29 protein-coding genes are annotated in these 22,387 nt (G+C 62.8%); 16 read left to right on the top strand and 13 right to left on the bottom strand.

Annotation, left to right across the window (positions count from 1 at the left end):
* Positions 1-25: 25 nt before the first annotated feature.
* Together NKH49_RS20305 and NKH49_RS20300 are read right to left on the bottom strand one after the other, a co-directional pair.
* On the bottom strand, positions 26-1,273 hold the full coding sequence (locus NKH49_RS20305) for an MFS transporter (RefSeq protein ID WP_023678496.1): 1,248 nt from the start codon (positions 1,271-1,273) through the stop codon (positions 26-28).
* 96 nt (positions 1,274-1,369) lie between these two features.
* Positions 1,370-1,564 carry a DUF1192 domain-containing protein gene (locus tag NKH49_RS20300; protein ID WP_023678495.1) on the bottom strand — a complete coding sequence of 65 codons (195 nt, stop codon included), beginning with the start codon at positions 1,562-1,564 and terminating at the stop codon, positions 1,370-1,372.
* 124 nt (positions 1,565-1,688) lie between these two features.
* Between NKH49_RS20300 and NKH49_RS20295 the strand changes: the two genes are divergently transcribed.
* The 3 genes from NKH49_RS20295 (at position 1,689) to NKH49_RS20285 (ending at position 4,022) form a co-directional block, all read left to right on the top strand.
* Positions 1,689-2,699, top strand: a complete 1,011-nt coding sequence (locus tag NKH49_RS20295) for an NAD(P)H-quinone oxidoreductase (RefSeq protein ID WP_352454845.1) — start codon at positions 1,689-1,691, stop codon at positions 2,697-2,699.
* A gap of 132 nt (positions 2,700-2,831) precedes the next feature.
* Positions 2,832-2,972, top strand: a complete 141-nt coding sequence (locus NKH49_RS20290) for a DUF1127 domain-containing protein (RefSeq protein ID WP_023678493.1) — start codon at positions 2,832-2,834, stop codon at positions 2,970-2,972.
* A 354-nt stretch (positions 2,973-3,326) separates the two neighbouring features.
* Positions 3,327-4,022: a DUF1013 domain-containing protein gene (locus NKH49_RS20285; protein WP_023678492.1), complete on the top strand. Its 696-nt coding sequence runs from the start codon at positions 3,327-3,329 to the stop codon at positions 4,020-4,022.
* Between the two features lie 59 nt (positions 4,023-4,081).
* On the opposite strand, the gene NKH49_RS20280 is transcribed toward NKH49_RS20285, so the two are convergent.
* The 3 genes from NKH49_RS20280 to NKH49_RS20270 form a co-directional block, all read right to left on the bottom strand.
* Entirely contained in the window at positions 4,082-4,801 is a 720-nt protein-coding gene (locus NKH49_RS20280; protein WP_023678491.1) for a helix-turn-helix transcriptional regulator, read from the bottom strand.
* Between the two features lie 18 nt (positions 4,802-4,819).
* Positions 4,820-5,227, bottom strand: coding sequence for a hypothetical protein (locus NKH49_RS20275; protein WP_352471152.1), 408 nt, complete (start codon positions 5,225-5,227; stop codon positions 4,820-4,822).
* A gap of 141 nt (positions 5,228-5,368) precedes the next feature.
* A complete protein-coding gene (locus NKH49_RS20270) occupies positions 5,369-5,536 on the bottom strand; it encodes a hypothetical protein (RefSeq protein WP_023678489.1) in 168 nt (55 codons plus the stop codon).
* 203 nt (positions 5,537-5,739) lie between these two features.
* Between NKH49_RS20270 and NKH49_RS20265 the strand changes: the two genes are divergently transcribed.
* Positions 5,740-5,901 (top strand): hypothetical protein, encoded by a 162-nt coding sequence (locus NKH49_RS20265; RefSeq protein WP_008873884.1) that lies wholly within the window; start codon positions 5,740-5,742, stop codon positions 5,899-5,901.
* A gap of 13 nt (positions 5,902-5,914) precedes the next feature.
* Here NKH49_RS20265 and NKH49_RS20260 read toward each other — a convergent pair whose 3' ends face one another.
* From NKH49_RS20260 to NKH49_RS20230, 7 genes are all read right to left on the bottom strand, one after another.
* On the bottom strand, positions 5,915-6,646 hold the full coding sequence (locus NKH49_RS20260; protein ID WP_352613482.1) for an SGNH/GDSL hydrolase family protein: 732 nt from the start codon (positions 6,644-6,646) through the stop codon (positions 5,915-5,917).
* 86 nt (positions 6,647-6,732) lie between these two features.
* The gene (locus NKH49_RS20255) at positions 6,733-7,470 is read right to left on the bottom strand and encodes a DUF899 domain-containing protein (RefSeq protein ID WP_352613480.1); all 738 of its coding nucleotides are present in this window, start codon (positions 7,468-7,470) and stop codon (positions 6,733-6,735) included.
* A gap of 150 nt (positions 7,471-7,620) precedes the next feature.
* On the bottom strand, positions 7,621-8,646 hold the full coding sequence (locus tag NKH49_RS20250; protein WP_352927498.1) for a class I fructose-bisphosphate aldolase: 1,026 nt from the start codon (positions 8,644-8,646) through the stop codon (positions 7,621-7,623).
* Between the two features lie 140 nt (positions 8,647-8,786).
* Complete coding sequence (locus NKH49_RS20245) at positions 8,787-9,983, bottom strand: phosphoglycerate kinase (RefSeq protein ID WP_352613476.1); 1,197 nt, start codon at positions 9,981-9,983, stop codon at positions 8,787-8,789.
* A 162-nt stretch (positions 9,984-10,145) separates the two neighbouring features.
* Entirely contained in the window at positions 10,146-11,000 is an 855-nt protein-coding gene (locus tag NKH49_RS20240; protein ID WP_352613474.1) for a lytic transglycosylase domain-containing protein, read from the bottom strand.
* A gap of 4 nt (positions 11,001-11,004) precedes the next feature.
* Positions 11,005-12,258, bottom strand: a complete 1,254-nt coding sequence (gene ispG / locus NKH49_RS20235; RefSeq protein WP_352613472.1) for a flavodoxin-dependent (E)-4-hydroxy-3-methylbut-2-enyl-diphosphate synthase — start codon at positions 12,256-12,258, stop codon at positions 11,005-11,007.
* Between the two features lie 201 nt (positions 12,259-12,459).
* Entirely contained in the window at positions 12,460-12,639 is a 180-nt protein-coding gene (locus NKH49_RS20230; protein WP_023678481.1) for a YdcH family protein, read from the bottom strand.
* 239 nt (positions 12,640-12,878) lie between these two features.
* Between NKH49_RS20230 and NKH49_RS20225 the strand changes: the two genes are divergently transcribed.
* Positions 12,879-13,082 carry a YdcH family protein gene (locus NKH49_RS20225; protein ID WP_023678480.1) on the top strand — a complete coding sequence of 68 codons (204 nt, stop codon included), beginning with the start codon at positions 12,879-12,881 and terminating at the stop codon, positions 13,080-13,082.
* 52 nt (positions 13,083-13,134) lie between these two features.
* Here NKH49_RS20225 and NKH49_RS20220 read toward each other — a convergent pair whose 3' ends face one another.
* Positions 13,135-13,938: an IclR family transcriptional regulator gene (locus NKH49_RS20220; RefSeq protein ID WP_352613470.1), complete on the bottom strand. Its 804-nt coding sequence runs from the start codon at positions 13,936-13,938 to the stop codon at positions 13,135-13,137.
* 128 nt (positions 13,939-14,066) lie between these two features.
* On the opposite strand from NKH49_RS20220, the gene NKH49_RS20215 reads away from it, so the two are divergent.
* The 11 genes from NKH49_RS20215 to NKH49_RS20165 all read left to right on the top strand — a co-directional run bounded on the left by NKH49_RS20215 (position 14,067) and on the right by NKH49_RS20165 (position 22,303).
* Positions 14,067-14,948: a transporter substrate-binding protein gene (locus tag NKH49_RS20215; protein ID WP_352613468.1), complete on the top strand. Its 882-nt coding sequence runs from the start codon at positions 14,067-14,069 to the stop codon at positions 14,946-14,948.
* A 66-nt stretch (positions 14,949-15,014) separates the two neighbouring features.
* Positions 15,015-15,680: an amino acid ABC transporter permease gene (locus NKH49_RS20210; RefSeq protein ID WP_023678477.1), complete on the top strand. Its 666-nt coding sequence runs from the start codon at positions 15,015-15,017 to the stop codon at positions 15,678-15,680.
* 1 nt (position 15,681) lies between these two features.
* A complete protein-coding gene (locus tag NKH49_RS20205) occupies positions 15,682-16,332 on the top strand; it encodes an amino acid ABC transporter permease (RefSeq protein ID WP_352452485.1) in 651 nt (216 codons plus the stop codon).
* 4 nt (positions 16,333-16,336) lie between these two features.
* Entirely contained in the window at positions 16,337-17,131 is a 795-nt protein-coding gene (locus NKH49_RS20200; RefSeq protein WP_352613466.1) for an amino acid ABC transporter ATP-binding protein, read from the top strand.
* 34 nt (positions 17,132-17,165) lie between these two features.
* Positions 17,166-17,627 carry a RidA family protein gene (locus tag NKH49_RS20195; RefSeq protein ID WP_023678474.1) on the top strand — a complete coding sequence of 154 codons (462 nt, stop codon included), beginning with the start codon at positions 17,166-17,168 and terminating at the stop codon, positions 17,625-17,627.
* A 23-nt stretch (positions 17,628-17,650) separates the two neighbouring features.
* The gene (locus NKH49_RS20190; RefSeq protein ID WP_352613464.1) at positions 17,651-18,856 is read left to right on the top strand and encodes an aminotransferase class V-fold PLP-dependent enzyme; all 1,206 of its coding nucleotides are present in this window, start codon (positions 17,651-17,653) and stop codon (positions 18,854-18,856) included.
* 168 nt (positions 18,857-19,024) lie between these two features.
* Positions 19,025-19,969 carry a metallophosphoesterase family protein gene (locus NKH49_RS20185; RefSeq protein WP_352452518.1) on the top strand — a complete coding sequence of 315 codons (945 nt, stop codon included), beginning with the start codon at positions 19,025-19,027 and terminating at the stop codon, positions 19,967-19,969.
* Between the two features lie 11 nt (positions 19,970-19,980).
* A complete protein-coding gene (locus NKH49_RS20180; RefSeq protein WP_352927491.1) occupies positions 19,981-20,328 on the top strand; it encodes a cupredoxin domain-containing protein in 348 nt (115 codons plus the stop codon).
* 25 nt (positions 20,329-20,353) lie between these two features.
* Positions 20,354-20,914, top strand: a complete 561-nt coding sequence (locus NKH49_RS20175; RefSeq protein ID WP_352817726.1) for a sigma-70 family RNA polymerase sigma factor — start codon at positions 20,354-20,356, stop codon at positions 20,912-20,914.
* Positions 20,911-21,759 (top strand): anti-sigma factor family protein, encoded by an 849-nt coding sequence (locus NKH49_RS20170; protein ID WP_352613462.1) that lies wholly within the window; start codon positions 20,911-20,913, stop codon positions 21,757-21,759. The genes NKH49_RS20175 and NKH49_RS20170 overlap by 4 nt, the downstream gene beginning before the upstream one ends.
* Before the next feature lie 154 nt (positions 21,760-21,913).
* Positions 21,914-22,303, top strand: a complete 390-nt coding sequence (locus NKH49_RS20165) for a DUF6572 domain-containing protein (protein WP_352927488.1) — start codon at positions 21,914-21,916, stop codon at positions 22,301-22,303.
* Positions 22,304-22,387: the final 84 nt, after the last annotated feature.

Here is a 22,387-nt window from a genome sequence, read left to right as displayed (position 1 = left end):
TTTGTGGGGCAAAGCGCCTCGAATCTCAACTGTCGGCTTCAGCTTTTCTACGCGGGTCGAGCCGCAACGCTTCCGGCGTCACCGAGCGATCGGCGGGCTGGGTCTTGAAGGCATCGCGGCCTTCGATCGGCACCGGCGCGCGACGGCTGATGCGCAGCAGCGTATAGCCAGCCAAGCTGAGATGCGCGAGCGCAGTGGCCAGGAACAGCCCCTCAGGGCGCATCCAGCCCATCAGGCCGGCGGCCACCAGCGGACCGATCATCGTGCCGAAGCCATAAAGCAGCAGCAGGCCGCCCGACACTTTGACGAAGTCCTCCGATCGCGCATGGTCATTGGCATGCGCCACCGCGATCGAATAGAGCGTGTAGGCGAAGGCGCCGTAGGCGGCGGTGCAGACGATGACGAAGACGCCGGAGCGCGGTTCGAACAGGAAGATGGCGATGGCAAACAGCGCAGCGCCGAAGGCCGCGCCCGCCAGCACGAAACGACGGTCCGTCGTGTCGGAGAGCCGCCCGGCCGGAAGCTGCATGGCAGCGCCGGCGATGACCACGAGGCTCATCATCAGCGCGATCTCGGCTGTCGAGATGCCGATGCGCGCTCCATAGACGGCACCAAGTGTACCCCAGGCGCCGTTGGCGATGCCGATCAGCACGCAAGCGATCGCCGACACCGGCGAATTGACGTAGAGCCCCTTGACGTCAAGCGACACGTCCTGCAGCGGCTTGGGGTGAGACGCCGTCGAGACCGCCGTCGGGATCAGCGACAGGCAGAACAGAATGCCGGTGATCATGAACAGCGACGCCGATCTCACATCGCCGCCGGCAACGATCATCTGACCGCCCATGATCGAGGCATAGGTGACCATCATGTAGAGGCCGAAGACGGTGCCGCGGTTTTCGTTGGTGGCCTTCTCGTTGAGCCAGCTTTCGATGACCATGAAGGCGCCGGCCATGGTGAAGCCGGTGAAGGCGCGCAGCAGGATCCAGGTATATTCGTCGATGATCAGGCCGGTGAGCAGTGCGACGATCGCTCCCGATGCGGCAAAGGCGCCGAAAGCCCTGACATGACCGGCGCGGCGCACGATGCGTGGCGCAAAGAAGCAGCCGGTGACGAAGCCGCCGGCCCAAGCCGTGCCCATCAGGCCGAGCGATGCCGTCGAGAAGCCCTCCACCTGGCCGCGCAGCGGCAACAGCAGACCGTGCAGTCCAGATGCCGCCAACAGGAACGCGGTGCCGCGCAGCAGCGAGAGGATCGGTCTGTAGCTTGCGAACATTTTTCAATCCGGCTGGGGTTTTGGGCACAAGTCTGGAGACAGCGGCATTCGGGCTTTTCGGCGGCGTGCCCGAGCTTTTGGAATTACCCGCAGTAACTACCCGCGGCGAAACAGCGCCTCTGCCGCCGACTTGGTCGAGCCCTTGGTCTTGAGCTCGGCTTCCAGCCGGGCGATCTCGTCGCGCAGGATGCCGATCCGTTCGGACAATTCATCGACGGAAAGCAGCGACAGATCCTGCCCGATCTCGTGCGGGCGCGCTTTCTTCTTGGGTTCGTCGTCGAAGATCGCCATCGTCGCTCCTCCGTGATTGCCCATTTGCCTGATTTGCCAATGAGCATACATAGGGCAAGGGTATGGATGCAAATGGCGGGCAAGAGCTGGCACGAGAAACCGGCGGAGCACGACGGGAAAATTCATGGCGAACGCACAGAAAATTCCGGCGAAGATGATGGCGATCGCCATATCGGAACCGGGCGGGCCGCGGGTGCTGAAACCGGAAACCCGCGACGTACCGGTTCCCGGTCCCGGCGAGATCCTGATCCGGGTGCGGGCCGCCGGCGTCAACCGGCCGGACGTGCAACAGCGCAAGGGCGCCTATCCGCCACCGCCGGGAGCGTCGGATCTGCCGGGGCTGGAAGCAGCAGGCGAAGTCGCTGCCCTTGGTGACGAGATATCGCGCTGGCGCGTCGGCGACCGGGTCTGTGCGCTGACGGCGGGCGGCGGCTATGCCGAATATGTCAGAGTGCACGCCGGCAGCGTGCTGCCGCTGCCCGCCGGCTTTACCTACACCGAAGCGGCGGCGCTGCCGGAAAACTACTTCACTGTTTGGCACAATGTCTTCGAGCGCGGCGGCCTGAAGAGCGGCGAGACACTGCTCGTGCATGGCGGCTCGTCGGGTATCGGCACCACGGCGATCCAGCTTGCTGCTGCTTTCGGCGCCTATGTCGTCACCACCGCCGGCAGCAAGGAGAAATGCGACGCCTGCCTCAAGCTCGGCGCCGACCGGGCGATCAACTATCGCGAGGAGGACTTCGTCGCCGCAGTCAAGGAGGCAACCGGCGGCAAGGGTGCCAATGTCATCCTCGACATGGTCGGCGGCGACTATGTGGCGCGAAACTATGAGGCTGCAGCCATGGAAGGCCGCATCGTCCAGATCGCGACGCAGGGCGGGGCAGTGGCGAGCGCCGATTTCTTCAAGATCATGGCCAAGCGGCTCGTGCACACAGGATCGCTGCTCAGGCCACGCACCGTGGAGTTCAAGGCGGCAGTTGCGGCTGCGCTGGAGGCGCAGGTTTGGCCGCTGCTCGGCACGCGCAAGGTTGCGCCGGTGATGGATACGATCTTCCCGCTCAAGGAAGCGTGGCGGGCGCATGAGCGGATGGAGGAGGGTGAGCACATCGGCAAGATTGTGCTCGATGTCGCCTGACGGCCCGCAAGCAGGCTGAACGAAAGCTTAATGGTGCAATGCAACAAACGCATTGCGGCCATGCAAAAGCGTCTGTTCAATTTTTCATCGCCGATGCCTATTTACGCGGCATCAAAACGATGGAGGACTATCATGAACCCGATCCGCGCTTTCCGTAACTGGCGCATGTACAACGAAACCGTGCGCGAACTGAACCGGCTGAATGCTCGTCAGCTCAACGACCTCGGCATCAACCGCGGCGACATCGAGAGAATCGCCCGCAAAGGGCTTTGATCTCGAGCACGATCCCGCTCGAAGACCGGGCGCCGCTTTTCGGCAACGCCGAGCCGCGGTTCGGGATCAAGCTTTAGAAGCCAGAGCCGCAGCAGACGGATTTCCGTCGCCGGTTCCGAGCCCGCCCGACCTTGGTCTGGCGGGCTTTGTCTTTTTGAAGGTTTCGACTGCATGGCGTCATCTGCCGACCCTTCGCGGTCTGCTGGTCGCGCTGCCGTGCCGTCCTTGACGCGCGCCTGCCAAAAACATTGCGAAACGGCGAGCGAGCGGTTATATAGACCGCGATTTTCCCATTTTGGTGGCTCTAAACCACCGCCCGCGCGGGAACGCGGGCGAACGAGAAGGATTTTTGTAATGGCCAATACGCTGCTGATGCCAAAGGCGACCGCTGTCTGGCTGGTTGACAACACAGCGCTTTCCTTCGAGCAGATTGCGCAGTTCTGCGGATTGCATCCGCTTGAGGTCAAGGCGATCGCCGACGGCGAGTCGGCGCAAGGCATCAAGGGCATGGACCCGATCATGACCGGCCAGCTCACTCGCGACGAGATCGCGCGCGCCGAGAAGGACGCCAACCACCGGCTGAAGCTCTCCGATCCCAAGGTGCGGGTGCCGGAATCCAAACGCAAGGGTCCGCGCTACACGCCGCTGTCGAAGCGCCAGGACCGGCCCAACGCCATCCTCTGGCTGGTGCGCAACCATCCCGAGCTCAAGGATGCGCAGATTGCCCGCCTTGTCGGCACAACGAAGTCGACGATCGACCAGATTCGCGACAGAAAGCACTGGAACTCCGCCAATCTCCAGCCGATGGATCCGGTGACGCTCGGCCTGACGTCGCAGATCGACCTCGATATGGAAATCAACCGCGCCTCGCGCGGCCGCGAGCAGGCGCAGCCGGTCGGCGATACGCTGCTGCCGGCCGCCTTGACCGAACGGCTGGTGCCGGCGCCCGAAAAGCCGAAGGACGAGGACCGCGAACTTGACGCCAACGCCGTCTTCGCCAAGCTTTCGGCGCTGAAGTCGAAGGACAAGGACGCCGACGAAGAGGAATAGGTCTGGCATCCAAAACTAAAAGCCCGCTTTCAAGCGGGCTTTTTTTGTGATCTTCCGTGTCAGCTTCGCGCCGCCCGGTCCGGCGCCATGCCGTAATCCTCGCTGCGCTCCACCGCGCGATAGAAATCAGCGAGCTGCTTGCCGCGCTCCGGCTTGAAGGTGCGGCCGGCGATGACCACCGAGGCGATGCGGTCGATGCGGAAGGCGCGGAAATCGCCGCGCATCTCACACCAGGCGACCAAGGTCCACACCTTGCCCCAGAACCACAGGCCGAGCGGGCGGATGTCGCGCGCGGTGCTGCGGCCGGCCTCATCCGAATAGTCGATGGTCAGCACCTGACGTTTCTCGATGGACCGCTCGATCAGGTCGATGGCTTCGCGGGCGGCATCGCTTACCACCCACATCGGCGTGTGGATCTCGGTACGGGCGATGCGGTCCTTTTCGGCGTCGGGCAACACGGCGCCTATCTTGACCAGCGCCTCGTCGGCGGCTCGCGCCATGGCCGCGCCGCCAAAGGCGCGCACCATGCGGGCGCCGGCGACCAGCGCGACGATCTCGTCACGCGTGAACATCAGCGGCGGAAGATCGAAACCCTCCCTCATCATGTAGCCGACACCGGCCTCGCCGTCGATCGGCACGCCGGTCGACTGCAGGTCTGCGATGTCGCGATAGATCGTCCGCTCGGAAACCTCGAGCCACGTGCCCAGCTTCTGGGCGGTGACCAGACGACCACCACGCAGATGCTGCACGATCTGGAAGAGCCTGTCGGCGCGGCGCATCGTATGGTCCCTCGGCGTCTATCGTTCCAGCCCTTCGCGCTTGCGCTGCGCGGCGACGAAGGCCGCGCCGAAGGACAGTTTCCTCGTTGTCGGCGTGTTTGCGTCGACCACCCGCCAGAACGGCGCAAAGTCGCCCAGCGCCATGCCACGCTCAAGATCCTCGTTGGCGGCCTCGGCGACGGTGCGCAGATGATAGCCGATGGTGACCGGACATGTCATCTCGGCACCGTGCTCGATGGCGAGAGCGGTGCGCAAAGCGCGGATATTCATGTCCATGCCTTCGGGGATAGAGCGGATGAATGCATGGACCTGGCGAGCTGTAGGAACCAGCATCGGCTGGCCTTCGACGACGTCGCCGATGGTGCGTGGCGACGGTGTTATGCCGTTGATGCCAGGCGTGTTCAGCCTGTCGTTCCAGCTTTTCATCGATCGTCCTCTCGGCCATCCGGCTCCGGCGGCCATTGCACTATGGCACGAGCCTCCTGACACCATACTGTCAGGAGGCTTCAGCATGCCCATTTCAGCTCGTCGCCAGGTTGCATCCAAACGCCACGCGGAAAGCTTGCCTCAATTGCCGCCATTGCGGCGGTCGCCATACATGTCCGGCCAACCAATATCCTTGCGGATGTCCGCCGGCAGGGTGTTCATGAATCGCTGGGTGCGGATCTCATTGCGGATCGTCCGGATCTTGCCGACATAGTGCTGCACGCTACGCAGAATGGTAATACCGTTCATGGCTGGTCTCCTCTCTTTCGATGCAGGCACTATCGCACACCCCTGCTGACAGCAGTCTGTCAGGAGGGTGCGTCTCTCCTGACCGGCGTTCCGATTTGTCGACCGAAGTGATCAGGCAGTGCTGAAAAGAGGCCTGCTGCACTGGAAAGACGGCGATTCCGGAGCCGCTTTGACAGCCAGCCGCGATGCTGATCAAAGGCTGCATGTCGAAACTTCTCGCGCTCGTCATCATCGCCATGATGGTCATCCAGCTCATCAAGCCGCTTGGCTGGCCCGGGCTGAAGCGGCGCAGCGATTTCTGGAAGCTGGCGCTGCTGGCGATGGCGGCGATTTCGATTACGGCGGTGCTCGGGCACTGGACGTAGTGCGGGCGGCCCGCTACGCGACGCCCGGTTCGTTGGCGAGCACCAGGCTGACCAGATGTTCCGCCCAGGCTCGGTAGCCGGCTTCCGAAGCGTGAAATCCATCCGATGCGAAGCCGGCATCGGCATCCGTGATCGGCAGCCGGGGCGCCGGTATGGCGCCGCGTTCGAGGCAAAGGCGCTCGCCCATCCGGTTCATTTTGACGGCGCGGATTTCGAGGATCTTGCCGAGCAGCGGCGGCATTGCCGGAGCCCGGGTGAACTCCAGCACCGGCGACCACACGACGCGCGCTTCCGGCCATTTGGCGCGCAGCGCGTAGAGCAGGCCGCCAAACTCGCGCTTGAAGCGCGGTACCGAATGAAAATTCTTGGTGTCGTTGGTACCGATGGCCAGCACGATATGCGTCCACGGATCGGCCGATAGATTGGGCAGCACATGATCGCGGATCTGGCCAGAGGTTGCCGAGTTGAAGCCGGCCGCCCGCCAGCGCACGGTGCGGCCGGTGCGTTGCGCAATCAGAACTGCCAGTTGCGCGGCCAATCCGTTTTCGGAATTGCCGATCCCTACCGAAGCGGCGGAGGAATCGCCAAGCACCAGAACCGAGATTGCTGGCACCAGGCCAGATATCTCGTGCATGACCGGACCTTGTGCCGGCAGCATGCGGGCGGTGCGGCGACGCACGCCAAGTCCTTGCCAGACATAAACCGGAAAGGCGAGCCAGGTGAGAAGGGTCGGAAAGCGCCGCATGGCAAGTCCCTTTTAGGGCATAGCGAACAGCACTTAGCGCATGCTGCACTGAAGGTGAACGACCTTGCAGCGACACCCTTGTCGCCTCAATGGCAACCGTCATGCGTCCCGGATTGGTCTTCATACTCGTCATGCAACCGCACCCAGTCCACCAAGCTATGGTGGGGACCGGTTTCGTTGCGGCCCTTCGGCGTCAGATCGAGATAGTGATAGGCGCCGATCAGCGGATCGCCGCCTCGCGAGCGCGAGATGAAAGTCAGGAAGATGTCGCCTTTCTCGTCGCGATAGAACACGCTAGTGCCGGGAAGATCCTTCGATTGCCGCGCGCGCCGCTCGAAATTGTAGGTCGTGTCGCCGGCCGCGATCTGCTTGTCGGTGAATGACACCTGCATGTCGAAGTTGAAGTCCGAAGCGTACGACGACACCCAGTCGAATTTCCAGCCCATGCGCTGCTTGTAGGGCAGAAGCTCGGCCAGCGGCGCCCGCGCCACCACCACAAGTGAGACGTCGTGATGCCTGAGATGCTGGTTGGCACCGTCGATGTGGTCGGCAAGGAACGAGCAGCCCTCGCAGCGATAATCGGCGCCCGGCCCGAACATGAAATGGTAGACGATCAGCTGGCTGTTGCCGTCGAACAGGTCAGGCAGTTTCTTTGGCCCTTGCTCGGTCTCGAAGACATAGTCCTTGCGGATCTTCAGCCACGGCAATTCGCGGCGTTCGGCGGCGACGCGGTCGCGAAAGCGCGTCAATTCCTTTTCGCGCGCCAGATGCGCCTTGTGCGCCTGAAACCAGTCTTCCTGCGATACGGTCTTGTTGTTTGGCATAGGTCTGCTCCTCTTTTCACGGAGGACGATCGGCAGCGAGGAATGCCGACACAGAGCTGCATTTTTAGTTGCAGGAAATCGCAGACCTTGCTGCTTTCAAACAAACCCGGGCACATGGCCCGGGTCGGAGGGAACGCAACCTGAATTCCGTCAGGCGGCTTGCTCCAGCGTCGGCTGCCATTGTCCAAGCGCTGCCAGATGGTTCATGTGGGCGCGATGGGCGAAGGCAGCCTGTGCGGCGGCGACGTTTGCCGGCTTGCCGCTCCAGGCCTTCTGCGGAGCGGCCTGCAAGGCGCGGCCGTAGGAGAAGGTCAGCTTCCACGGATGCGGGCCGATAGCGTTGATGGCATTGAGGTTGGCGGTCGCCTGCTCGTCCGTTTGTCCGCCTGACAGGAAGGCGATGCCTCCGATCGCGGCCGGCACCGTCTCGCGGAACAGTTTTATTGTCTTCTCGGCGACTTCGTCGGGGCTGCTGACCTTGCCTGATTTCTTGCCGGCCAGCACCATGTTCGGCTTCAGGATGGTGCCTTCGAGCACGACGCGAGCCGCATAGAGCTCGGTGTACAACTTTGTCAGTGTCGCCTTGCTGATCTCGTAGCAGGTGTCGATGTCGTGGGCGCCGTCCATCAGCACCTCCGGCTCGACGATCGGCACGATGCCGGCCTCCTGGCAAAGCGCGGCGTAACGGGCGAGCGCATGGGCGTTCGAGCCGATCGAGGTGGCGGAAGGCACGCCCTTGGCAACATCGATGTCGATCACCGCGCGCCATTTGGCAAAGCGGGCGCCGAGCTTGTAATAGTCGGCAAGGCGTTCGCGCAGGCCGTCCAGGCCTTCGGTGATGGTGTCGCCGGGAAAGCCGGCCAGCGGCTTGGCGCCGGCATCGACCTTGATACCGGGGAGAGCGCCTGATGCCTTGATGATGTCGACCAGCGGTGTGCCGTCGGCGGCCTTCTGGTGAATGGTCTCGTCGTAGAGGATGACGCCGGAAATGTACTTGGTCATTGCATCGCTGGCTCGGAACATCATCTCGCGATAGTCGCGGCGACTGTCGGGGGTCGACTCGACACCGATGACGTCGAAGCGCTTCTTGATGGTGCCGGAGCTCTCGTCGGCAGCCAGCAGGCCTTTGCCATTGGCCACCATCGCGGCAGCAATGTCCTCGAGACGTTCGCTCATCGTGCTTCTCCTGAAAGAATTGATCCGTGCCCAGCAGACCACCAGAGCAACGCAGGTTCAAGTCGAACAATTTCACCGGGTAGGCGCGAATCGATTGAAAGTCGCGGGCGCCCTCTTTCGCGCTGTTATTGCTGCCGCGCTCAGCGCTTCAAGATGTCGACGCCGGGCAAGGGCTTGCCTTCCATCCACTCCAGGAAAGCGCCGCCAGCCGTCGAGACATAGGTGAAGTCGTCGGCTACGCCGGCATGGTTGAGCGCCGCCACCGTATCGCCGCCGCCGGCGACCGAGATCAGTCTGCCGGCCCTGGTGCGCGCTGCCGCGTGCCTGGCCGTCGCCACCGTTGCGTGGTCGAATGGCTCGATCTCGAAGGCGCCGAGCGGCCCGTTCCAGACCAGCGTCGCGGCGCGGTCGATCCATTCGGCAATGGTTTTCACGGTCTTTGCGCCGACGTCGAGGATCATGCCGTCGGCCGGCACGTCTGCTATGGCGACGGTCTCGCTGGCGGCGCCGGCCTTGAACTCCCTGGCGACAACGCCGTCGGCGGGCAGGATGATGGCGCAGCCGGCCTCGGCCGCCTCGATCATGATCTGCTTGGCGGTGGTCGCGAGATCACGCTCGCACAAGGATTTCCCGACATCGGTGCCGCGTGCCACGAGAAACGTGTTGGCCATGCCGCCGCCGATGACCAGCGCGTCGACCTTCTTCACCAGGTTCATCAACAGGTCGATCTTGGTCGAGACCTTGGCGCCGCCGACGATGGCGACAACCGGACGGACGGGATTTCCAAGACCCTTTTCCAACGCGTCGAGCTCGGCCTGCATGGTGCGGCCGGCGAAGGAAGGCTGCACATGCGCCAACCCTTCCGTCGACGAGTGGGCGCGGTGCGCAGCGGAGAAGGCGTCGTTGACGAAAATGTCGCCGTTGGCGGCGAGCTTTTCGGTGAAGGCCGGATCGTTCTGCTCCTCGCCCTTATGGAAGCGGGTGTTCTCGAGCAGCAGCACGTCGCCATTATTCATGGCAGCAATGGCATTTCCCGCCTTGTCGCCGATGCAGTCGGCGGCAAAGCCAACCGGGCGGCCGAGCACTTCCGCCGTCGCCTTGGCGATCGGCTCGAGCGAGAATTCCGCCGCCGGTCCATCCTTGGGCCGGCCGAAATGGGCAAGCAGGATGACCTTGGCGCCCTTGCCGGAGAGCTCGGCAATGGTCGGCGCAATGCGCTCGATGCGGGTGGCGTCGGTGACCTTGCCCTCGGCGACGGGAACGTTGAGGTCGACACGCACCAGCACACGCTTGCCGCTGATATTGCCGATGTCGTCCAGTGTCTTGAAGCCGGCCATGCTGATCCCTTTCGCGAAAAATCGCGGGGACCTTACCCCGCATCGACGACGATGCAAGACCTGCCTAACGGTTCACCGAAAATATGATTCACGTATCGAGGACGAAGTGCCCACGGGAAGCGAGATGGGCAGCAATGGCGCAAAACGCACCGACATATGGCTTTACCGGTTGCGCACCACGATGCAGGCGCCGCCGACGCTTTGCAGCTTGTCACAGATTGTGTCGGCCTTGGCTCTGCTATCGGCGCCGATCCGCACGGCATAGATGCCGCGCCTGCCGATCGGTGTGCGGACCCGGCTGACCACCGGATCGTGGCCGGCAAGCAGTGCCGGGAACCGGCTTTTCACGCTCAGCCACTGGTTGAGCGCCGCGGCGCGGCGGAAATTGCCGGCCACCTGCACGCCCCAGGGCTTGATGTTGATCGACGACATCGGCACGGTTCTGGACATGATCACCGGCAGCTCGCGGCAAGCGGCAGCGAAACTCGCCTTTTTGTCGAGCGGCCGGATGACGCCGGCATACGCGGCATCGGTGAACTTGTCGGCCGGCTCGCCCATGACGTCCAGGACGTAGCTTTCGGTCTCCAACGGGAGGAATCCGCCGGAATTCAGCCAGCGCGTCACCCGGCTCTCGCCAGCATTGTAGGCTGCGGCGGCGAGGCCGAGATTGCCGAAACCGGATTTCATTTCGGCAAGGTATTTTGCCGAGGCCGGGATTGCCTGTTCGATGTCGAAGGAATTGGCGAGCCCGCGCATCTTGGCGGTGCCCGGCATGAATTGGGCGATACCCTCCGCGCCGACGGGGCTGACCGCATTGGGATCGAAACGGCTTTCCTTCCAGATCAGCCGGGCAAAGAAATCCCGGGGCAGCCCGTTCTGGTCGGCATGCGTCTCGATCAGGTTGCAAACCTGGTCGATCAGCTTCTTTTTGGCGGGCCGTGGTGGATCGGCCTGAACGGCTGTCGCCCAGATCAGCCCGCAAATGACAACCAGCGCCGCGCCCAGCAAACGCCGCATCGAACTACTCCGCCGCGGCTTTGTCGTGCTGCCCGAATCGCCGTTCGATATAGTCGGCGACCATCTTCTCGAAATCCGCGGCAATCGATGGGCCGCGCAGGGTCGCCGCCTTCTTGCCGTCGACGAATACCGGGGCGGTCGGTGTCTCGCCGGTGCCGGGCAGCGAAATGCCGATATCGGCATGTTTGGATTCGCCCGGACCGTTGACGATGCAACCCATCACCGCGACTTTGAGGTTCTCGACGCCGGGATATTGTTCACGCCACACCGGCATGTTCTTGCGCAGGTCGGCCTGGATGTTCTGGGCAAGCTCCTGGAACACGGTCGAGGTTGTGCGGCCGCAGCCCGGGCAGGCGGCGACGATTGGCACGAACTGCCGGAAGCCCATGGTCTGCAACAGCTCCTGCGATACCTGCACCTCGCGCGTGCGGTCGCCGTTCGGCTCCGGCGTCAGCGAGATGCGGATTGTGTCGCCGATGCCTTGCTGGAGCAGGATGCCCATGGCCGCGGACGAGGCGACGATGCCTTTCGAGCCCATGCCGGCCTCCGTCAGGCCGAGGTGCAGCGCATGGTCGGATCGGGTGGCAAGCTCGGTGTAGACGGCGATCAGATCCTGCACGCCGCTGACCTTGGCCGACAGGATGATTTTCTCGCGCGCAAGGCCGATCTCTTCGGCCATTCCGGCCGACAGGATCGCCGATTGCACGATTGCCTCGCGCGTCACTTCCTGCGCCGTCAGCGGAAAGCCCTGGGCCTGGTTGTCGTCCATCAGCCGGGTCAGCAGCTCCTGGTCAAGCGAACCCCAATTGACGCCGATGCGCACCGGTTTGTCGTATTTGATCGCCATCTCGACGATCGCCGCGAACTGCCGGTCTTTCTTGTCCTTGAACCCGACATTGCCGGGATTGATACGGTATTTGGCCAGTGCCTCGGCACAGGCCGGGTGGTCGGCCAGGAGCTTGTGGCCGATATAGTGGAAATCGCCGACCAGCGGCGCGTCGATGCCGAGCCGTTCCAGCCGCTCGCGGATGGCCGGTACGGCCGCAGCGCTTTCGTCGCGATCGACGGTTATGCGCACGATCTCGGAGCCGGCACGATGCAGCGCCGCCACTTGCGCGACCGTCTGGTCGACATCGGCCGTATCGGTGTTGGTCATTGACTGGACGACGACCGGCGCACCGCCGCCGACCATCACGCCGCCGACATCGACACCGACCGACCTGCGGCGTGGGAAGGGTGAGGAAAAATATCCGGTCATGCCGGCTGCCTTTAATCTTGAAGGTCCGGGCATGAGGTGGAGGAGCAAAGATGGCTTGTCAATGGCGACTGGCGCGCAGGCCCCAGCAAATCGGAAATGACAAGACGGCAGCTTGCCGCAAATCCACGAGCGTTTCCGGCAGCATAGCGATGCCACCGGAAAGATCGCGCGCCGGGCGGCGCTTCTAGTCCTGGAAGGGCTTCAGTGCGTCGTCGGTTTCGCCTTCAGTTTTTCAATCTCGTCCTTGAGCGCCAGCTTGCGCCGCTTGAGATTCACGATTTCGAGGTCGTCTACCGACGGATGGGTCATCGCATCGTCGATTTCCCGTTCGATGTCGCCGTGTTTCCGCTGCAGCTCATCAAGATGGGATGCAAGAGACATGATTGGTTCTCCCTTTCATGGTTTCCTCGGATTGCAGCCGTCATGGCACGTCCACCGCAGGCTCGCTTCTGTGACGGCATAATGACAGTGTGCCACCATCGCGCACCGATGTCGAATGCTGCGTGGTAGCATTCCACGCCAATATGAAATGTGATATGGGCTGCGCGCCGGTGCAAGAAGCCCCGGTCCCGCCCAATCAGGCCCATAGTTTGGGCGCCGCAGACGTGCAGACGGTAAAAATGTCCGATCAGGAACAGGCAGATATCCGCCTCGAATATTCCCGGCTGAAGCAGGAACACGCCGATTTCGACGCGGCCATCAATGCGATGATCGCCATGAATTGCGACCCGCTGCAGATCCAGCGCATGAAGAAAAAGAAGCTTTTCCTGAAGGACAGGCTGATGGCGCTGGAGGACAAGATCATTCCAGACATTATTGCTTGAACGAACGCCATTGCTTGAACGAACGCCGGCGCCGGCCTGCTGGAAAGGCGGCCTATGCCACGATCGAAAGCCGTGCGGCGCGCTCGCGCAACAACGCTATCAGGTCGTCGGTCTTTTCGGTCGAGGTATCGATCGGAACCACCAGGCACATCGTCGCCTCGACCCTGCCTGGCGCTGAAAAGACCGGCGCGGCCAGGCATTTGGTGTAGGCATCGACTAGGCCGGAGGTGATGCAGTAGCCGGCCGACTTGGCGACGGCGATGTCGGCTATGAAATCGTCGAGACGCAACCTGCGGCCGTCCGGCAGCACGAGATCGTCCTCGGAGACCATATCCTCAATCGCTGCCCTGTCGAAGCCGGCGAGGAGCAGCCGCCCGGAAGCTGTCCAGGGAAGCGGTATTTGCAGACCGGTCGCCGAGCTGATCCGGAATGGCCTCGTCCCCGGGCTTGAATGGACGATGGTGTAGCGGCCGCTTTGCAGCATGCACAACTCCGAGGTCTCGCCGGTCTCGCGTGACAGATGGTCGACTTCCTGGCGCCCTCGCCTGAGCAGGTCGTTGCCCCGCACATAGTCCATTCCGTAGAGATAGAGCTTCTTTCCGAAATAGACCCGATTGCCGTCTCCGGCCATTTCCAGCAGGCCTGCGTCGACCAGCGAGCGCACAAGCGTATAAGTCGTCGAACGCGGCGCGTTTACCCCCTTGGCAAGATCGCCGACGCCGATCGCGCGCTGGGTCGTGTGGAGAAACTCCAAAATCTGGAGAACCCGGTTGAGACCCTTCTCCCGAGAGCCCGAGTGCTTGTCTTCGTCCAGACTGACGTCCGGTCGAGCGGCCAAGGCATTGCCATCTTGCATTATCGATCCCTGATGTTAATCTGTCTTGTACAGAGTACAGGCGTCTCTTGTAAGGGACAATGATGTCAGTTGCAACCGATGCCTGTACTGCTGGTCCAAAGGGGAACTCAACACGAAAGGAGGTCGCCGTGAACGACACATCCAAAAGGCGTGAATTTCTGAAACTGGGAATGGCCGGGCTTGCAACGGCCGGAGTGATGACCGCCGCTACCGCGGTCGACGTTCAGAAAGCGGCGGCCCAGGCAGCGCCGGACAGCCTGCTGCGCACCGTCCTCGAGCGCGGCAAGGTAATCGTCGGCACCGGCAGCACCAACGCGCCCTGGCATTTCGAGAACGACGCCGGCGAACTGGTGGGCATGGACATCACCATGGGTCGCATTCTCGCCAAGGGGCTTTTCGACGATCCGACCAAAGTGGAATTCGTCATGCAGGATCCGGCTCAGCGCATTCCGAACGTGACCACCAACAAGGTCGACATCACCATCCAGTTCATGACCATGACCGCCCAGCGCTCGCAGCTGATCCACTTCTCCCGACCCTACTACGTCGAAGGCATCGCCTTGCTGACCCTTCCGAACGCCGAAAACAAGACCTTCGACAAGCTGCTTGCCGGCGGTTCGGCGACGCGGATTTCCATCCTGCAAAATGTCGATGCCGAGGCTAACGTACATATCGTCCTGCCGGAGTCGCAGGTGATGCAGATAGACACGCAGGCCAACGTGCTGCAGGCCTTGGAAGCGAAGCGCGTCGACGCCGCCGCGGTCGATCTGTCAACGGTGCGCTGGCTCGCCTCGCGCAATCCGGATAAGTACTTCGATGCCGGCAAGAGCTGGTTCTCGATGCTTTATGGTGCCGCGCTGCGGCAGGGCGACCTCGACTGGCTGACCTTCGTCAACCAGACCTTCACCATCGCCATGTTCGGCCATGAAACGGCACTCTACGACGCTGCGTTCAAGGATTATTTCGGACAGGAGCCGCCGGCGCGCCATCCCGGTTTTCCGGTCATTTGATGCAAGCAGGCGGAAGGACAACGTCCTTCCGCCTTCTCTCATCACAGCCCTCCATGACGAGGACGCATGGGTTATACTCTCAACTTCAACCTTATCTGGCGGCATTTCGACAAGCTCTGGGGCGGACTGCTGCTAAGCCTCGAACTGGCCGTCATCTCGATTGCGATCGGCATCGTCATCGGGCTCGTTCTGGCGGTCTGGTACGTGTCGGCCGGACGTGCGGTGCGGACCATCATCGCGGGGTATGTCGAGTTCATCCGCAACGTGCCGCTGATCCTGCTCGTCTATCTGGTCTTCTACGGCTTGCCGACGGTGGTCGACATTGCCTACAGCGCGCAAACCTCATTCATTGCCACGCTGTCGCTCTACAGCGGCGCCTACCTGGTCGAGGTGTTTCGCTCGGGGCTCGAGGCGGTGCCGCGCGGTCAGCTCGACGCCGGCAAGGCAATCGGCCTGACGCCATGGCAAAGGCTGCTCGATGTGCGCCTGCCGACGATGCTGCGCATAACCCTGCCGGCGCTTTCCAACACATTCATATCGCTCTTCAAGGATACGTCCGTGGCGTCGGTCATCTCGGTACCCGAACTCACCTATGGCGCCCAGTGGATCAACTTCAACACCTTCCGCATTGTCGAAGTCTATCTGGTGGTGACGGCAATGTACCTGTTGACCGGCTACACGCTGCTTTTCGCGCTGCGGCTCGTCGAGCGCCGGTTCAAGGCGGCGCGCTGACATGCTGAGCCAGATCATCTACGCCTTGCCGTTCCTCGCCGAAGGCTTTGCCGTAACCTTGTGGGTGTCGCTGCTGGTCGTGGTGTTATCGCTCATCGCCGGCGTGCTGATGGGCGTCGGCCTTGTCTATGGTCCTTTTCCGCTGCGCTGGGCAGTGCGCATCTTCAGCGACACCATACGCGGCATTCCGATCCTGGTGCTGATCTTCTTCGTCTATTACGGCCTGCCCGCGGTGGGGCTGCATCTGGAATCCTTTTGGGCGGCCGTGTTCGCCCTCACCCTCTTCAAGACCGCACAGGTGGTCGAATATCTCAGGGGCGCCGTCGGCTCGATTCCCAAGGGTCAGTCCGAGGCGGCGCTGGCGATCGGACTGACCTTTCGCCAGCGGCTGGCCTACGTCATTTTTCCGCAGGCGTTCAGGCGTTTCCTGCCACCCTGGATCAATGGCGTCACCGACGCGGTAAAGGGTAGCGCGCTGGTCTCGCTGCTCGGCATCACCGACCTCATGCAGGCTATCAACCAGGTCATCGGCCGCACCTATGAGGCGATGCCACTCTACATTCTCGGTGCGCTCGTCTACTTCGCCGTCAACTACGCCCTCTCCTTGGCCAGCCGGCGCCTGGAGCGGCGTTTCTCCTTCATCCGGGAATAGCACGATGTCCAACGCCTCGCACCAGAATCCGGCACTTCTCGATGTCACCGAGGTTTCCAAAGCCTTTGGATCCGTCGAGGTCCTGCGCTCCGTCAGTCTCAAGGTGACACGCGGCGAGGTCGTGACTGTCATCGGTCCCTCCGGCAGCGGCAAGACCACGCTGCTGCGCTGCGTCAACTTCCTGGAGAGCTACGACAGCGGCTCGATCCGTATCGACGGCAAAGAAGTCGGCTATCGCGAGACGGGAACGCGCCAGCGACGCAGCGAGCGCGACCTGGCGGCGATGCGAGCCGAGACCGGAATGGTGTTCCAGAGCTTCAATCTGTTTCCGCACTTGACTGCGGCCGGCAACATCATGCTTGGCCTGCGCAAGGTGCGCGGCAAGAGCAATGCCGAGGCCCGCACCATTGCCGAGCACTGGCTCGGCCGCGTGGGCCTCGCCCACAAAGCCGACAGTCTGCCGGCCGAGCTGTCCGGCGGCCAGCAGCAGCGCGTCGGCATCGCCCGCGCCGTGGCGATGGAGCCGAAGATATTGCTTCTCGACGAGATAACCTCGGCACTCGACCCCGAACTGGTTGGCGAGGTGCTCGAGGTCGTGCGCAGCCTCGCCGAAGACGGCATGACGATGCTGATGGTCACGCACGAAATGGCTTTTGCACGCGACGCATCGAGCCGCATCGTTTTCATGGCGGATGGCGGCGTCAGTGCCGTCGGACCACCCGCCGAGATTCTGGCGGCGGGGTTCGACAATGAACGTCTTCGCAGTTTCCTGGCGCGGTTTCGCGCCTCGCATTTTTGACATCGGACGGCGAAAGCTGTCGCAAGGAGCTTTTATGACGCCTTACATCCGGCTCGCGGAATTGGGCCTGACACTGCCCGAGCCGCCGAAGCCCATCGCCAACTTCGTCACCTATGCCGAGAGCGGACGGCTGATCTTCCTCTCCGGCCAGGGGCCGTTGCGCGCCGATGGCGCGCTCTGCACCGGCAAGGTCGGAGAGGATGTCAGCGTTGAAGAGGCCTACGGGCATGCACGTCTGACCGGCCTGAACCTGCTCGCCGTCATGCATGCGGCGGCCGGCGACCTCGGCCGCATCGTGCGCGTCGTCAAGCTGCTTGGCTTTGTCAATGCGACGCCGACATTCAGCGAGCACCCCAAGGTGGTGAACGGCTGTTCCGATCTTTTCGCGGCCGTCTTTGATACGCTTGGCGGACATGCCCGTTCCGCGATCGGTGTCGGCTCGCTGCCGGGCAACATCACAGTTGAAATCGAGGCGGTCGTCGAGATCGCCGCCTGAAACCTTAAACAGGATCTACAGAGATGACGACCTATGCCGCTGACCGTTCCAATACGACAATCCGCGAACGGCTTGGCCTTCGCCCAATCATCAATGTCTCCGGCACGATGACGGCACTCGGTGCTTCGATCATCGTGCCAGAAGCGATTGCCGCAATGTCGGAAATGGCCTCGCAATGGGTCGAGATGGACGATCTGCAGCGCGCCGCAAGTAGGGTGATTGCACGCCTTACCGGCGGCGAGGCCGGCTTCATCACCGCATGCTGCGCCAGCGGCATAACCATGGCGGTTGCCGGGGCGATGACCGGAAACAGCCTTCTTGCGATCGAGCGACTGCCGGACGACACCGAGGGCCTCAAATCGGAGGTCATCATCCAGCTTGGTCACATCGTCAATTATGGCGCGCCGATCGACCAGTCGATCCGGCTTGCCGGAGCCAAGGCAGTGCCTGCCGGCACGGTCAGCGTCACCCAGGGTTATCATGTTGCCGAGGCGATCCGGGACCGGACGGCGGCAGCCCTCTACGTCGTTGCGCACCACACCGTGCAATACGGCATGCTCTCGCTTGAGGAGTTCTGCGAGATTTGCCACGCCAAGGGCGTGCCGGTGATCGTCGACGCCGCCTCGGAATACGATTTGCGTGGCTTTCTGGCGCGCGGCGCCGACATTGTTGTCTACAGCGGGCACAAATTTCTCTCAGGGCCGACAAGCGGCATCGTTGCCGGCCGCAAGGATCTGGTACGGGCCGCCTATCTCCAGAACCGGGGCGTTGCGCGCGCCATGAAGGTCGGCAAGGAGAGCATTGCCGGCACTATGGCGGCCCTGGAAGCCTGGGAGCGGCGCGACCATGCCGGCATTCGCCAGCGGGAAGAAGCCGCACTGCATCTGTGGCAAACCGCATTGCAGGACCTGCCTGGCATCGAGGCACGTATCATTCCAGATCCGACCGGAAATCCTCTCGACCGCCTGCAGGTGTTTGTTGCGCCGGAAAGCCGCTTCACCGCCGCCGGCCTCGCCTCGGCGCTTGCGGCGGGTTCACCGCCCGTGATCGTGCGCAACCACGAGGTCGAGCGCGGTCACTTCTTCCTTGATCCGTGCAATCTCCATCCCGGCGAGGCGGAGATCGTTGCCGAACGCCTGCGGGCGGTGTTGAGTGCTGCCGATCGGCCCGCGGATGCGATGAAACCCGCTCGCAAGCAGTCCGCCGGAGCGCTGCGCTGGCCGGACTAGACATCGCCAGAGCGTGGTCGAGCCAGTGCCTTCCAGCACCGGCTTCGCATCGGGCCAGTGCGCCATCACGGCAGTGTGAATGAACTTTTAGTCTTCGGGCGGAATAAACCACCCCGCCCATTGGTCTCCCAAACAGACGCCATTTCCGGCGTGCAGGAGACCGGTATGATCCACCACCACGACAATGAAGCTGACGGCATCAGCCGCCGTCATGCACTGGAATGCATGATCTGGGCCGGCACGGGAGTGCTGTGGACAATTTCGGCCGGCGTGCCGGTCTCGCTCAGCCTGCTCGGTGCGTCGCAAGCCGCCGAGGCCTTGGCCACCGGCTTCACTTTCCTCCAGATCTCCGACAGCCACATCGGCTTCGACAAGGCTGCCAACCCGCACGCCATCGACACGCTGAAGGAGGCCATCGGCAAGATCCAGGCGTTGCCGCAAAAGCCCGCTTTCATGATCCACACCGGCGACATCACCCATTTGTCGAAAGCCGCGCAGTTCGACAACGCTGCCCAGATCATCGGCGGCGCAGGCTTCGACGTGCATTATGTGCCCGGTGAGCACGACCTGATCGATGACGGCAATGGCCAGGCCTATCTCGACCGCTACGGCAAGGGCACCAAGGGCGCCGGCTGGTATTCGTTTGACCAGAACGGCGTCCATTTCATCGGGCTGGTCAACGTCGTCAACCTGAAGGCTGGCGGGCTGGGTAATCTCGGCGCCGACCAGTTGGCATGGTTGGCCGATGATCTGAAGGCGGTCACCGCCTCGACGCCAATCGTCGTCTTTGCCCACATCCCGCTATGGGCTGTTTATCCCGAATGGGGCTGGGGCACCGACGACGCGGCGCAGGCCTTGGCCCTGCTCAAGCGCTTCGGCTCTGTCACGGTACTCAACGGCCATATCCACCAGATCATGCAGAAGGTCGAAGGCAACGTTACCTTTCATACCGCGCGCTCGACCGCTTTCCCGCAACCGGCGCCAGGCACCGCAGCCTCACCCGGGCCGATGACGGTACCTGCCGGCCAGTTGCGCAGCCTGCTCGGCACAAGCAGCGTGACAGTCAAGCAAGGCGGGCAGGACCTCGCCATCATCGACAGCACGCTGGCCTGAGGGGAAATGCGATGATCCGCTTCCCATCCCGCGTCTTGGTCGTATCCCCTGTCACGTTCGGTTTGGCGGCGATCCTGATAATGGTTGCCATGCCACTGAACGCAGCAGGCCAGCCAATGGTCAAGATCGAGAACTTTGCCTTCACGCCGGCGGTGCTGACGGTAAAGCAGGGCACTACCGTGACCTTCGAGAATGACGACGACATCCCGCATCTGGTGGTCGCCAACGATGCCTCGTTTCGCTCCAAGGCGCTTGACACCGGTGACACATACGCCTTCACCTTCAGCAAAGTGGGCGACTATGCCTATTTCTGCGGGCTTCACCCGCACATGCAGGGCAGGATCACCGTCGCTCCATGAGGATTTTCGGAAGGTTCTGCCCGGGATGCCGGGCGATGCGACGGTGTTGAACCAAGAGGCCGCGACCGAGCGCTTTCGCGAGGTGGTTCTGCCCCATCTCGCGGATGCGCTTGCGCTTGCCCGCTGGCTGACCGGCAACGCCGCCGACGCGGAGGATGTGGTGCAGGAGGCCTGTTTGAAGGCGCATGCGGGCATCGCCGGCTATGCCGGCGGCAATGCGCGCGCCTGGCTGCTGGCGATCGTGCGCAACGCCTCTTACTCCTGGCTGGCGCGCAACCGGCCGCGCAGTATCGTCGCCGTCGGCGACCTGAGCGACCTCGATGACATGACGGCTGCATATGGCGCCGGCCTGCCGGATACGGATAGTCCTGAGGCAAGCCTGATCGCCAAGGCCGACACGGCCGCACTCGAGGCGGCGATCGCCGCGCTGCCGCACCAATTTCGCGAGACTGTGGTGCTGCGCGACATCAACGGCCTCAGCTATCGCGAGATCGCGACGCTGCTTGGCGTGCCGCTAGGCACGGTGATGTCGCGGCTGGCGAGAGCGCGCGGTCTGCTGATATCCCAACTTGGGAGGGCGCCATGAGCGCGCACAACGATGGACTGCCCGATGACCCGGCGGGCGTGGAACTGATGATCCATGCCTTGGTCGATGGCGAGCTCGACGCAGCGGCAGCATTGGCGGTCGAGCGGCGCATTGCCGCCGATCCGGCGCTCGCGGCCGAGCATGCCCGCATCGTGGCGCTGCAGTCCGCTGTCGGCAGGCTGGCGCTGCCACAGGTCAGCGACGCCCTCAATGCGCGCATCGCGGCGATCGGCGCGACTGGCGAGGCACAGGCTCGGCCGGCGCCGACGCGGCCGCCGCAAACCGTGCCAACCCACATGCGGCCAACCCAAACGCGGCCGGGCCGCTTCGGCGCGTTCGACTGGCGCGCAATGGCGGCATCGATCCTCGTCACCGCCGTGCTGGCCAGCGGCGTGACGCAATGGGTGATGCTCAGCGGGGCGCCCGACAGCTTTGCCGCCGCAGTCGCCAGCGGCCATCGCCGCAGCCTGCTGGCAGCCAGCCCCGTGGACGTCGTCTCGTCGGACCGGCACACGGTCAAACCCTGGCTGGATGGCAGGGTCGGCCTGTCGCCGCCGGCACCTGACCTTGCCAGTGACGGCTTCGCGTTGCTCGGCGGCCGGGTCGAGGTGATCGCCGACCAGCCAGTGCCGGCACTGGTCTACAGGCACCGCGAGCACCTGATCACTCTCGTCGCGGCGCCCGAGGAAACCGGCTCGACAACCGCGCCGGTCGATCTTTCTACCGGTGGCTTCTCGCTGGTGCACTGGAGCGACAGCGCCTTTTCCTATTGGGCGATTTCCGATACCGAACGGCCCGAGCTCGACGATTTCGTCACGCGTTTCCGGGCGGCAGCCGCCCGGTGAAGCGACCGTGCCGGCGCAGTGACAGAAACCGTGGAAGCGGCCACCCGTTTCGGGTAGTCTCTCAGTTCGAATTTGCCGCGGCGTCAATCGTCGTCAACCAACTGTCGCTCGACGCGCCGAACTCCTATATGCCGTACAAAACAATTGAGGGATAATGAATAACGAGAGTTTTGCTATCAGGGATGATTTTTCGGACGATTTGGAAGTTCGTTTGGGAAATAATGGTCTGCGGTTCGTCATCACTGATACGTTGCCTTGGACAGATGACGAGGCGATAACTGCGCATCTCGAAAGCATATCGGCGAGAGTGGACTCCTACTTGCAGATTGCAACAAGCGATCAATTTCGCCAGAGATATCCAGAAACCCCGCCAGACAAGGTTTCGATTGTGCTTCGATTCCGCTACGAGCCCGCTCCAACTGCGGAGCCGACTTTGTCTGGGATGTCAAAAAGGCTCGCAACCGATGGCATACGCTTCCGTTACGGGATGGCTTCGGAATATCGGAGAGATCGTAGCTGCGGTGAAATTTCAAACATGGGGTAATCGCGGAGCGAGTCGCCCTGAAGCCGGAAACGGTCACATATTGAAGAGCGGGTGGTTGTTCCCCGATAGGATGGAAGTACGGGC

Source organism: Mesorhizobium sp. M1088 (assembly GCF_040318575.1).
GTDB lineage: Bacteria > Pseudomonadota > Alphaproteobacteria > Rhizobiales > Rhizobiaceae > Mesorhizobium.
Note: the sequence above shows the minus strand (reverse complement) of the source record. Positions and strands in the feature narration are given on the sequence as shown.

Bases quoted from the DNA above. Each gene is read 5' to 3' on its own strand.
- NKH49_RS20200 (WP_352613466.1), top strand. From the start codon at position 16,337: ATGTCCAACGCCTCGCACCAGAATCCGGCACTTCTCGATGTCACCGAG.
- ispG (WP_352613472.1), bottom strand. From the start codon at position 12,258: ATGACCGGATATTTTTCCTCACCCTTCCCACGCCGCAGGTCGGTCGGT.
- NKH49_RS20290 (WP_023678493.1), top strand. From the start codon at position 2,832: ATGAACCCGATCCGCGCTTTCCGTAACTGGCGCATGTACAACGAAACC.
- NKH49_RS20285 (WP_023678492.1), top strand. From the start codon at position 3,327: ATGGCCAATACGCTGCTGATGCCAAAGGCGACCGCTGTCTGGCTGGTT.
- NKH49_RS20265 (WP_008873884.1), top strand. From the start codon at position 5,740: ATGTCGAAACTTCTCGCGCTCGTCATCATCGCCATGATGGTCATCCAG.
- NKH49_RS20245 (WP_352613476.1), bottom strand. From the start codon at position 9,983: ATGGCCGGCTTCAAGACACTGGACGACATCGGCAATATCAGCGGCAAG.
- NKH49_RS20250 (WP_352927498.1), bottom strand. From the start codon at position 8,646: ATGAGCGAACGTCTCGAGGACATTGCTGCCGCGATGGTGGCCAATGGC.
- NKH49_RS20270 (WP_023678489.1), bottom strand. From the start codon at position 5,536: ATGAACGGTATTACCATTCTGCGTAGCGTGCAGCACTATGTCGGCAAG.
- NKH49_RS20295 (WP_352454845.1), top strand. From the start codon at position 1,689: ATGGCGAACGCACAGAAAATTCCGGCGAAGATGATGGCGATCGCCATA.
- NKH49_RS20180 (WP_352927491.1), top strand. From the start codon at position 19,981: ATGATCCGCTTCCCATCCCGCGTCTTGGTCGTATCCCCTGTCACGTTC.
- NKH49_RS20305 (WP_023678496.1), bottom strand. From the start codon at position 1,273: ATGTTCGCAAGCTACAGACCGATCCTCTCGCTGCTGCGCGGCACCGCG.
- NKH49_RS20190 (WP_352613464.1), top strand. From the start codon at position 17,651: ATGACGACCTATGCCGCTGACCGTTCCAATACGACAATCCGCGAACGG.
- NKH49_RS20280 (WP_023678491.1), bottom strand. From the start codon at position 4,801: ATGCGCCGCGCCGACAGGCTCTTCCAGATCGTGCAGCATCTGCGTGGT.
- NKH49_RS20170 (WP_352613462.1), top strand. From the start codon at position 20,911: ATGAGCGCGCACAACGATGGACTGCCCGATGACCCGGCGGGCGTGGAA.
- NKH49_RS20240 (WP_352613474.1), bottom strand. From the start codon at position 11,000: ATGCGGCGTTTGCTGGGCGCGGCGCTGGTTGTCATTTGCGGGCTGATC.
- NKH49_RS20225 (WP_023678480.1), top strand. From the start codon at position 12,879: ATGTCCGATCAGGAACAGGCAGATATCCGCCTCGAATATTCCCGGCTG.
- NKH49_RS20210 (WP_023678477.1), top strand. From the start codon at position 15,015: ATGGGTTATACTCTCAACTTCAACCTTATCTGGCGGCATTTCGACAAG.
- NKH49_RS20175 (WP_352817726.1), top strand. From the start codon at position 20,354: ATGCCGGGCGATGCGACGGTGTTGAACCAAGAGGCCGCGACCGAGCGC.
- NKH49_RS20300 (WP_023678495.1), bottom strand. From the start codon at position 1,564: ATGGCGATCTTCGACGACGAACCCAAGAAGAAAGCGCGCCCGCACGAG.
- NKH49_RS20255 (WP_352613480.1), bottom strand. From the start codon at position 7,470: ATGCCAAACAACAAGACCGTATCGCAGGAAGACTGGTTTCAGGCGCAC.
- NKH49_RS20230 (WP_023678481.1), bottom strand. From the start codon at position 12,639: ATGTCTCTTGCATCCCATCTTGATGAGCTGCAGCGGAAACACGGCGAC.
- NKH49_RS20205 (WP_352452485.1), top strand. From the start codon at position 15,682: ATGCTGAGCCAGATCATCTACGCCTTGCCGTTCCTCGCCGAAGGCTTT.
- NKH49_RS20275 (WP_352471152.1), bottom strand. From the start codon at position 5,227: ATGAAAAGCTGGAACGACAGGCTGAACACGCCTGGCATCAACGGCATA.
- NKH49_RS20195 (WP_023678474.1), top strand. From the start codon at position 17,166: ATGACGCCTTACATCCGGCTCGCGGAATTGGGCCTGACACTGCCCGAG.
- NKH49_RS20260 (WP_352613482.1), bottom strand. From the start codon at position 6,646: ATGCGGCGCTTTCCGACCCTTCTCACCTGGCTCGCCTTTCCGGTTTAT.
- NKH49_RS20165 (WP_352927488.1), top strand. From the start codon at position 21,914: ATGAATAACGAGAGTTTTGCTATCAGGGATGATTTTTCGGACGATTTG.
- NKH49_RS20220 (WP_352613470.1), bottom strand. From the start codon at position 13,938: ATGCAAGATGGCAATGCCTTGGCCGCTCGACCGGACGTCAGTCTGGAC.